The organism is Synechococcus sp. 8F6 (assembly GCF_002252665.1).
Taxonomy (GTDB): domain Bacteria; phylum Cyanobacteriota; class Cyanobacteriia; order PCC-6307; family Cyanobiaceae; genus Cyanobium_A.
Window position 1 is genome coordinate 1 of the sequence record NZ_NQKZ01000031.1, and the last position, 9,150, is coordinate 9,150.

At 57.8% G+C, this 9,150-nt stretch carries 11 protein-coding genes; 6 read left to right on the top strand and 5 right to left on the bottom strand.

Annotated features, from left to right (window positions below):
- The first annotated feature begins 98 nt into the window (after positions 1-98).
- Positions 99-548, top strand: a complete 450-nt coding sequence (locus CJZ78_RS12875) for an asparagine synthase C-terminal domain-containing protein (protein WP_094561714.1) — start codon at positions 99-101, stop codon at positions 546-548.
- 17 nt (positions 549-565) lie between these two features.
- Here the strand turns inward: CJZ78_RS12875 and CJZ78_RS12880 are convergent, their stop codons facing one another.
- Together CJZ78_RS12880 and CJZ78_RS12885 are read right to left on the bottom strand one after the other, a co-directional pair.
- A complete protein-coding gene (locus CJZ78_RS12880) occupies positions 566-1,396 on the bottom strand; it encodes a nucleotidyl transferase AbiEii/AbiGii toxin family protein (protein ID WP_233128795.1) in 831 nt (276 codons plus the stop codon).
- A 34-nt stretch (positions 1,397-1,430) separates the two neighbouring features.
- Complete coding sequence (locus tag CJZ78_RS12885; RefSeq protein ID WP_094561716.1) at positions 1,431-2,102, bottom strand: hypothetical protein; 672 nt, start codon at positions 2,100-2,102, stop codon at positions 1,431-1,433.
- A gap of 138 nt (positions 2,103-2,240) precedes the next feature.
- Between CJZ78_RS12885 and CJZ78_RS14525 the strand changes: the two genes are divergently transcribed.
- From CJZ78_RS14525 to CJZ78_RS12905, 5 genes are all read left to right on the top strand, one after another.
- Positions 2,241-2,525, top strand: a complete 285-nt coding sequence (locus CJZ78_RS14525) for an EpsG family protein (protein WP_233128794.1) — start codon at positions 2,241-2,243, stop codon at positions 2,523-2,525.
- Positions 2,504-3,304: an EpsG family protein gene (locus CJZ78_RS12890; RefSeq protein WP_233128796.1), complete on the top strand. Its 801-nt coding sequence runs from the start codon at positions 2,504-2,506 to the stop codon at positions 3,302-3,304. Before CJZ78_RS14525 ends, CJZ78_RS12890 begins: the two co-directional genes overlap by 22 nt.
- A 224-nt stretch (positions 3,305-3,528) precedes the next feature.
- Positions 3,529-4,005: an acyltransferase gene (locus CJZ78_RS14710; RefSeq protein WP_158217089.1), complete on the top strand. Its 477-nt coding sequence runs from the start codon at positions 3,529-3,531 to the stop codon at positions 4,003-4,005.
- The gene (locus CJZ78_RS14715; protein WP_158217090.1) at positions 3,960-4,610 is read left to right on the top strand and encodes an acyltransferase; all 651 of its coding nucleotides are present in this window, start codon (positions 3,960-3,962) and stop codon (positions 4,608-4,610) included. The genes CJZ78_RS14710 and CJZ78_RS14715 overlap by 46 nt, the downstream gene beginning before the upstream one ends.
- Before the next feature lie 359 nt (positions 4,611-4,969).
- Entirely contained in the window at positions 4,970-6,226 is a 1,257-nt protein-coding gene (locus CJZ78_RS12905; RefSeq protein WP_255373989.1) for an IS256 family transposase, read from the top strand.
- Between the two features lie 450 nt (positions 6,227-6,676).
- Here the strand turns inward: CJZ78_RS12905 and CJZ78_RS12910 are convergent, their stop codons facing one another.
- The 3 genes from CJZ78_RS12910 to CJZ78_RS14725 form a co-directional block, all read right to left on the bottom strand.
- Positions 6,677-7,558 (bottom strand): NAD(P)-dependent oxidoreductase, encoded by an 882-nt coding sequence (locus CJZ78_RS12910; protein WP_094561719.1) that lies wholly within the window; start codon positions 7,556-7,558, stop codon positions 6,677-6,679.
- A gap of 11 nt (positions 7,559-7,569) precedes the next feature.
- Positions 7,570-8,283, bottom strand: coding sequence for a DegT/DnrJ/EryC1/StrS family aminotransferase (locus CJZ78_RS14720; RefSeq protein ID WP_255373990.1), 714 nt, complete (start codon positions 8,281-8,283; stop codon positions 7,570-7,572).
- A gap of 40 nt (positions 8,284-8,323) precedes the next feature.
- A partial coding sequence (locus CJZ78_RS14725; protein WP_255373991.1) for a DegT/DnrJ/EryC1/StrS family aminotransferase occupies positions 8,324-9,150 on the bottom strand: 827 nt, incomplete at its 5' end.

Below are 9,150 nucleotides of genomic sequence, written 5' to 3' on the forward strand. Positions count from 1 at the left end.
CAGAAGTGGTCTGGATCAATCCGCCAACACCGGAAATCCAACACCAACCCGCTACGTTTGTCGTGGCTGCCTGATCAGCAGCAAGGGCGTCATCTTTTCTGGCAGTTACCGGGGATGCGCTCTCCTACCTGCCAGACGACATCCTCGTGAAGGTGGATCGCGCTGCCATGGCCGTGGGTCTGGAAACCCGTTCTCCCTTCCTCGATCACCGGGTGGCGGCTGTGGCCTGGCGCCTGCCGATGGCCATGAAGATCCGAGCCGGCACCAGCAAGTGGGCCCTGCGCCAGCTGCTTTATCAGCATGTGCCCCGTGAGCTGATCGAGCGTCCCAAAGCCGGTTTTGCCATCCCGATCGGCCAGTGGCTGCGCGGCCCCCTGCGCCCCTGGGCCGCTGAGCTGCTCCACCCCGACCGCCTCCAGCGCGAGGGCTACCTGCGCCCAGAACCCATCAGCCAGCTCTGGCAGCAGCACCTCTCCGGTCGCTACGACCACACCACCAAACTCTGGACCGTGCTGATGTGGCAGGCCTGGCTGGAGCAATGGGGGTGATGGTTGGCAGGGCTGGCTCAGATGATCTTGATCCGTTGCACAAGCTGAGCGAAGTAATCCTGAGACCAAATCGCAAGCGGTTCTGGATCAGCGATAAACCGCTCAATGTCAATCCGAGCATTGCTCACATCCAGGTGGTGGATGCGTTCAGCCAATGATGCCTGCAATGCTTTGACTGTGAATGGTTGATCTGCTGGCCAATGGCCGCTCTGGCGTGCCCGTGCGGCAAGATGGTCCAGATGCAGAGGAATCCCTTGGCGCACATACCACTCTAGATCGAACCAGTCTCGCCCCTTCACCCGTTGCTGCCACTGCCGAAACAGCACGGCATGCAGCTTGCCGGCGAACAGATCGGGCAGGCAGAAACACTTCACATAAAAAGAATAGGGCTGCAATAAGAGCTGTTCCTCTGTGTTGAAACCCAGCGGTGGATCAGTATCCACTTCCAGTTTAATCTTGAGCATCTTTTTCCCGTCGATGGCAAGCTGTACGACGGTGGTGGTTGTTTTCAGAAAGGCTGAGACGATAGCGCTCTGAGTTGTTTTGGTCTTCACATTCACCTGCACGCTGAGACCCAGGGCGGCAAACTCCTGTTCAAGCCCTCGCAGGTAGGGAGCCAAAGAAAAGCTGGGATCGCTCTGCAGCAGTGAGAAATCCAGATCTTCAGAAAAACGCGGCAACTGGTGAAAGATCCGCAGGCATGTGCCTCCGTAAAAGGCAGCCTTGCCAAAAAAGCCCCGCCGATAAAGCCCCGCCAGCGCGATCTCCTGCATTACCTCCCGCAGCGCCTGGCTCCTCTCGGCCGTGCTGTCAATCCCCGTGCTGACTTGTAAAGAGCGCTGCAGCATCTGTTCCACAACCCTGTTCACGGTTTGATCTCATTCACGCTGTGACCTCCCGCTGCAACGCTTCAAGCACCTTCAGTAATTTGCCCAGTTGCCTGCGCCTGAAGCCGGTAGTCAGGCAGGCGCGGATATCGGTGAGGTTCAGCGCCGCGAGCTCGTCAGGATCCAGTCGCAGATCCTCCAACAGCCACTGCCGCATGGCCCCACTCGACAGGGGCGGCAGTCCACGGCTCAACACCAGCCGATCACACAGCGCCTTGGTCGGGCTGGCTATGAGGAAGCTGAGACCATCTCCCCCCTGGCCCAGCTCCAGCCCCACCGCGTAGTAGCGCTGGGGCAAGTGGTGATAGCTGAATCGCCCCAGCGCATTGCTGAACCTGCGGCTTGGTCTCGGGGTCACCGAGGTCACCTCGGCCACCCCCTCGGGAATCAGCCCATGCCAGGCCAGGGCGAAATCCAGCGACACGCAGGAGGGGCCATAGAGATGGTTGGCCAGCAGCGGCAGGCAAACCGGATTGGATTGCAGTGGCGAACCAGCGATGTAGAGGCCGCGCCGCAGTGGTTGCAGGGCCCCTTCCCGCAACCATTCACTCACTTTGTCGTTGGGGCGTCGGTAGCCGCTCAGCGCCTCATCCAGCGTCTCCCGCGCCAGAGGCACCCCGCCAAAGCCCCGCAGCGGATGGATCAGGCTGCCTGTTTCAAGGTTCATCATCGGATTATACCCGATTTTCCTGCTGTTTTTGCGCAAGCTATGGCTATGCTTTGTAGGCTTCATGGCATTTTTTGACTCTCGCAATTTCGGCTAAGGGGCAACTGTGATGGACTTCGGTTGTGCTGGGTTGTGGTCATGATTCCCTACTGGCTGCTGTTGCTGTTGCCCCTCTGGGCTTGCGTTCAAGGTCCGCGCCGCCCCTGGCCCACCTGGCAGGCCTGGCTGATCGGCATCGCCCTCACCCTGTTCATCGGCCTGCGCCATGAGGTGGGTGGCGATTGGGGCAACTACATCCCCTATCTCACCCGGGCCGAGGGCCTCAGCCTGGCGGAGGCGGTGGCAGCGGGCGACCCGGCTACAACGCCCTCAACTGGCTGTTTGCCTCCCACCCCTGGGGCATCTACGGTGTCAACCTGGTGAGTGGCGCCCTCTTCTCGGCCGGACTGGTGTTGTTTTGCCGCGCCCAGCCCCGGCCTTGGCTGGCCCTCTGCCTGGCCATTCCCTATCTGGTGATCGTGGTGGCCATGGGCTACAGCCGCCAGGGCGTGGCCCTTGGCCTGATCATGCCGGGGCTGCTGGCGCTCGAGCGGGGCCGGCTGCGACCCTTTTTGCTTTCGATGGGGGCGGCAGCCACTTTTCACTCCACGGCTCTGGTGATGCTCGCCTTTGTGGTGCCCGCCGTGCCGGGCCGCTCGCTGACCATGCGGGCCCTGCGTCTGCTGCTGCTGCTGATCGTGGGCGGGGCCCTGGTGCAAACCTTTCTGGTCGCCCGGGTGGAGGGCCTGGTGGGCGGCTACATCGAAGCCGAATACCAATCGGAAGGTGCCGCCATCCGCGTGGCCATGAACCTGCTGCCGGGCCTCATGCTGCTGCTCTGGCCCAAGCGTTTTGACTTCACACCCCAGCAGCTGCGCCTCTGGCGCGCCATGGCCTTCACCGCCCTGGGCTGCGCCGTGGCCCTGGTGCTGCTGCCCGCCAACAGCGCCGCTGTGGATCGGATCGCCCTCTACGTGATCCCCCTGCAGCTGGCGGTGGGCTCCCGCCTGCCCGGCACCCAGATCTTGGGCCTTAAGCCCGCCCAGTTGCTGCTAGCCGTGCTGGGGTTTTGCGTGGCCGTGGAGTTTGTGTGGATCAACTTCGCCACCCACGCCCAGTACTGGTTGCCCTACGCCAGCGTGCTGGGGCCCCCGGGGTTGTAGCGGCGAAGATTGAATGATCCTTGGTAAAATTGGTAATTCACAGTGGTTTGCTTCGGCCATGCGCAGCACCATCACCTCTTGCAGACAGCTGAAAGCCCCCCGAATGCTGAGGCCCCCGGGAGCAGCGCTTCAGCCGTACCCAGATTCGTGCCATGTGCAGCGATGCTGGATCTGCGGTTATCGCCGCGGGCTCCCTTTTGTGCGTGGCGGGGGTTAGGAAGATCATGAGTCCACCCAAATCTTCTTTAGCCCGTAACCACTTCCTGGATGCCCTGCGAGGCATCGCTGCGCTGCTGGTGCTCGCCACCCATTTGCAGTCGTCGATCACTGGCTTTTACCCCGGTGGTTGGCTGGCATCCCACCCAGTCGTAGTTGCCACGCTTCAGCATGGTGCCATCGGCGTGGATGTGTTCTTTCTGATATCCGGATTCATCGTGTACCTCGCAGCCAGGCGAGTGATCCATGCCGGCAAAGGTGTCCGCTTGTTTCTGCTCAAGCGTTTCCTGCGCATCTTCCTGCCCTACTGGCCAATTGCCCTTGCCTTGGCCGCCGCATACGCCCTGCTCCCTGGCCTCTCCGCTGCCGCAGATCCAATTCAGGTCAATTGGCTCAAGAGTCTCACTTTGATACCTGGGGGGGCAATTACTCCCTGTCTGTGGCCTGGACTCTCAGTTTCGAACTGTTTTTCTACGTTCTTTTAGGGGTTTCTCTAGCCTTCCGCCGGACTGCTTGGCGCTGGAGTTTGATCTTGATTCCTTCCGTACTGGCGCTAATACGGGTTTCAGCTATGCGTAGCGTTGAGTTTGGCCAGGCCACCACTCCGCTCACCCTGCTTGCCAATCCTTATCAATGGGAGTTCTTGCTGGGCTGCGGTGTGGCAGTTCTGGCTGGTTCGCATCTGCCCTGGCCGGCTTCTCCTAGGCGGCGTGGGTTCTTTTTGGTCAGCTTGTTGTTGCTGGCGGGTCTACTGCTGTTCTGGCCCTTTGCAGTCACGTTCACTTATCGCCTCGCGCTGCTGCTGGTGCTCTCAGTTCTTATCCTGCTCAGTAGCGTGATCGATGTTCAGTTCCCTGGGTTGCGCGCACTCGCCTGGGTGGGTGGCATCTCCTACAGCCTATACTTAATCCACAACCCTTTGCAGTCACTGGTTATAAGACTTTCTCTGTGCCTGGGCCAGAAGGAAGCCGTAGCCGCACTCTTGCTCGTGCTGGTGCCGCTGCTGGCGGCGGTTTTCTATTTCCGCACCTTTGAAACCTGGTCGTTGCAGCTGATTCAACGAGCATCGGCTCACCTCCAAAGTGCTTAGAAACCCAGCATGCTTCCGTACCTGCCTCACTAAGGCGTCTTCGCCTCCGCCGGCCTAGGCGCCTGTTGGAATACTTTCAACTCAAAGATCAGCAGCAAATATCTGATGTGTGGCATCGCCGGCATAGTTCAATCCCATCCGAGAAGCCCTGATCAGCTGCAATCCATCGCAGCAAGCATGGGTGCGGCGATCGCCTATCGCGGTCCTGAAGCGGCGTCCCATGGAGTGGTGTAACTCGGGGGGATCAGCCCCGGCGTAGCCGGGGCTGACGGCTCAACTCCCTCAGTCTTTAGCTGTGGCAATGGGTGGGCCGGTCTGTGACCCTGTTCGGAGCACTACCACCAAACCGAACACAGACCATGACCCATATCCATAGTGGCGCCTCCGAGCTGGCTCAGCTCATGGAGGGCACCACCGCTGGCGCCCTCATCCCTGAGATCGTGCGCCGCGGCTTTCAGGACCTGCTGGAAGCAGAGGTTTCTGCCCTCACTGGCGCCCAGCTCCATGAGCGCTGCCCGGATCAGCGCTCCACCCACCGCAACGGCTACCGCCAGCGGCTGCTCACCACCCAGGTGGGTGACATCAGCCTGGCCATCCCAAAGCTGAGGCAGGGCAGCTTCTTTCCCGACTGGCTCGAACCCCGCCGCCGGGTCGACAAGGCCCTCTACGCCGTGGTGATGGAGGCCTACACCGGCGGTATCTCCACCCGCAAGGTTGACGCGCTGGTGGAGGCCCTGGGCGGGGCCAGCGGCATCTCCAAATCAGAGGTGAGCCGCATCTGCCAGGGGCTCGACGAGCAGGTGAAAGCCTTTCTGTGCCGGCCGTTGGACCATGCCCGCTACCCGTACGTCTACCTCGATGCGACGTACCTCCACGGCCGTCTGGGGCAGAACATGCAGGTGGTTTCGCGGGCCGTGGTGGTAGCGATCGGCATCAATGCCCTCGGCTACCGCGAGGTGCTCGGCATCGCCGTGGGCGACAGCGAGGCCGAGGGCTTCTGGCGCCAGTTCCTCGGCTCCCTCAAGGAGCGTGGCCTGACTGGAACCAGGCTGGTGATATCAGACGCCCACCTGGGGCTGACGGCAGCGATCAGGCGGATGTTCCAGGGCAGTAGCTGGCAACGCTGCCGGGTGCACTTCCTACGCAACCTGCTGTCTCACGTGCCCAAAGCGGGCCAGGACATGGTGGCCGCCGCCATGAAGGCCGTGTTCGTCATCCAGGCCCCTGAGCAAGTGCGCTCCCACTGGCAGCGGGTCACCGAGATGCTGCGCAAGCAGTTCCCAGCAGCCGTGCCCGTGATGGACGCCGCCCGCGACGACGTACTGGCATTCCTGCATTTCCCGCAGGAGCACTGGCGCAAGATCTGGAGCACCAACCCGCTTGAGCGGCTGAACAAGGAGATCAAACGCCGCACCAATGTGGTCGGCATCTTCCCCAATGACGCTGCGATCGTGCGGTTGGTGGGCAGCCAGCTGCTGGAGCAGCAGGAGGAATGGCAGCTGGAGCGCCGCCGTTTCTTCTCCGAGGCGACGATGGCCAAGATCCCGGAGCCAGAAGAGCCGCTGGAGCTCACCGATGGAGATCTGTCTGCCCAGCCGGCAGCAAACATCAGCTAAAGCGCACCAGCTCCTCCCTCGATCTACACAGAAAACATCGATCGCTGAGTTGCCAATTCAGCGATCAGGGTTCATAGTGGATGAACGGAGCTGCGCAATCAGCTTCCAAGCAGTCATCCTCTGACTGCTCCTGTTCACCCTCCAGAAAGGGTCACAGGACCTCCTGAGTTACACCACTCGGAGGGGCGCTACCTTAGTTCAAAACCAAAGAGACAAGGTGGCTCTGAACTTTATTGATAGTAATCAAAGGTTGCAAGCATTCTTTTAGGCAATTTGCTACAGAGTCTTAGGTTGTTCCGCCAAAGTATGATAAATCTTCGAATGAGCCTGCAAGGGCGTATGTGCAGAGATTGTCGGCAGAATGGATTATAAGAACTTTATATAGCCAGATGCCTAAGGAAGTTTGATCAAAAGTCTCCGGAATACCTATTGAAGAATTCGAATTGTCCACTAAGTGTAATCGTTGCAGTTGGCTGGTGAAAACGGTACGTGGATGCTAGTTCCTACCATGGGGACATATCTCCATACTTCGTCATGTCGGTGTTCAAGTGCTCCAGGTAGTATTTCCCCTTTAGCTCCCAGTCGTTCCCACTCTTGGCGAGCAAAATCGAGAAGAGATTGCGGCCGTCCTGTCCCGAGGTTTACAAGCACTGGTTTCCCTGGCTTTAATTGAGAATTCTGCAACCAAGAAAGCAATTGTTGGACCACATCTGTTACTGGCTGAAAATCACGAACCTGTGATCCACTTGTCATGCGTAGGTCATTACCACTCATGGCGGCGCTAACTAGCGTCGGCCAAAAGCGCTGGGATGCCTCGCCGTCGCCATAAACATGAAATGGGCGAACGACAACCATATTGAGCTGATACTCTGAAGCCAATGCAAGAGCAGCCATTGTCGCTGCGGCCTTCGAAGCCCCATAAGCAGTAGTGGGCTCGAGCGGCGCTGATACTGGTATAGCTGCGTATCTCTCTCCGCTATGGCCATACTCAAAACAAGAGCCAACGATTACAAAACGCTTCAAGCCTGCACTTATAGATTGTTGCAAGAGCTGGAGCGAATCCATCACGTTAATCTGAAAACACTCGATCCAATTGTTTGAATTTAACACAACACCAGATGACGCTAAATGAAGAAAAGAATCACAATCTGAAAGAATGTCTCCCCAGTCATCAGTTAGTGCTCCATCAAGCCAGTGTGGTTGCCTGAGGAGAGGAATTCTTGTTGCGGAACCAGGCCGACGAAGAGCAAACACATCATGACCATTAGCCAAAGCATGTTGCAGAAAATGACTTCCGATAAAGCCAGTCCCTCCAGTCAGAAAGATCCTCATAAAGAGATATGTTATTTCTTTAAGCAGAAGACCGTGATCACATCTATTACTGCTTTGAGCATAAACTCTGACAGACCCGGGTAGGTGCCTAAGAACAAGGTGTCATTCATGATTCGATCTGAATCAGATAAATCACCTATCTGCCGCATAGCCTCAGGCCGATCATGGCGCAGCTGAACAAATGCTGGCTGACGTACTAGGTTTCCACCAAATAACATTCGATTGCCAATTCGATTGGCATCAAGTTCCCTCGCTAAGTCTGTGCGAGTAAATGGTGCTCCTGGTTTAACAGCAATCTTAAATCCAAACCATGAGCAGTCGCTGAGGCAACCTGTTTCATCCCAACAAAAGCCGTTCTTGGTATCCCATTCAGTTGCGTGGGTTGGAAGTGCAAACTCAAGTAGATGCTCTAGGGGTGCCAAGCCGCGACGCAATATTTCCCAGTTTCGCTTGCGTGCTTTGATGTAATCCGGCAAGCGTCGGATTTGAACACGGCCAATTGCTGCTTGGGGGTCTAGAGGTTTGAGATTGAATCCTAGATGGCTGTAGGTGTATTTATGATCGTAGCCCTCAGGGAGCTCACCCAACTGCCACTCGAAACGCTTGTTGCAGGTATTGTCAATCCCTGATGGGCACCAGCAATCGCGCCCCCAATCGCGAAAGCTTTCGGCAACCACTTTGAGCTTCTGATCGCTAACAATGTTTACTGCTCCACCTTCACCCATGGTGAGGTGATGGGGTGGATAGAAGCTTTGTGTGCTTATGTCACCCCCGGGTGCCAGTCCAACGAACCACACGATCAGGCCCTTCAAGTAGGCCAGGACTGTTTTCTGTAAAGCCCATGCTTTCAGCAAGTTCTCTCGGCATGGAGTAGCTACAGCCCAAAGCATCACAGTTATCCTCCACCAACCAAAGGTTATATTTGCGGCAAAAAGCAAGCGTAGTGGCCAGGTCGAAGGGATTGCCCAGAGAGTGGGCCATCATCACGGCCTTTGTTTTCCCAGGGCTGTAGGCCTGCTCCAACTGCTCACAGCGGGCATTGCCTGTGATTGGATCGGCATCGATGAACACTGGAACAGCCCCCACCTGCACGATTGGAGCCACTGTGGTGGGGAAACCAGCCGCTACGGTGATTACCTCATCGCCGGGCTTGATCCTTCTGGCTTCTGGCAATTTGTGGGATGTAAGCGCCGAAATGGCCACAAGATTGGCGCTTGAACCTGAATTCACCAGAAGGCTGTGGCGTACTCCCAGAAAAGACGCAAGCTCTTTCTCCATCGCGGCGCCCTCGGAACCCAGAGTCAGCCAAAAATCAAGCGTGCTGCTAACAGCCGCTTCCACCTCGTCTTCTGTGAACACTCTGGCGGCATAAGGAATTGGCTGACCTTGTTCGTAGGGGGTACGAAGAGGATCATCGCCAGGCCTGAAGGCTCGGTGAGCTTCCTGGGCGTAAGCACGGGTCAGCTTCAGGATTTCTTGTTTGAGCGAGGGGAGGTCAGGCAGGCGCACTTCCAATCGAGAGGCACTCATGGGCGGCACGGGAGGCATTACAGTTGATTGTACGAGAAAAACCAGGGTTTTTTCGGCAAAAG

Coding starts and splice junctions, on each gene's coding strand:
- CJZ78_RS12905 (WP_255373989.1), top strand. CDS start 4,970: ATGACCCATATCCATAGTGGCGCCTCCGAGCTGGCTCAGCTCATGGAG.
- CJZ78_RS14720 (WP_255373990.1), bottom strand. CDS start 8,283: ATGGGTGAAGGTGGAGCAGTAAACATTGTTAGCGATCAGAAGCTCAAA.
- CJZ78_RS12910 (WP_094561719.1), bottom strand. CDS start 7,558: ATGAGGATCTTTCTGACTGGAGGGACTGGCTTTATCGGAAGTCATTTT.
- CJZ78_RS14525 (WP_233128794.1), top strand. CDS start 2,241: ATGATTCCCTACTGGCTGCTGTTGCTGTTGCCCCTCTGGGCTTGCGTT.
- CJZ78_RS14710 (WP_158217089.1), top strand. CDS start 3,529: ATGAGTCCACCCAAATCTTCTTTAGCCCGTAACCACTTCCTGGATGCC.
- CJZ78_RS12885 (WP_094561716.1), bottom strand. CDS start 2,102: ATGAACCTTGAAACAGGCAGCCTGATCCATCCGCTGCGGGGCTTTGGC.
- CJZ78_RS12880 (WP_233128795.1), bottom strand. CDS start 1,396: ATGCTGCAGCGCTCTTTACAAGTCAGCACGGGGATTGACAGCACGGCC.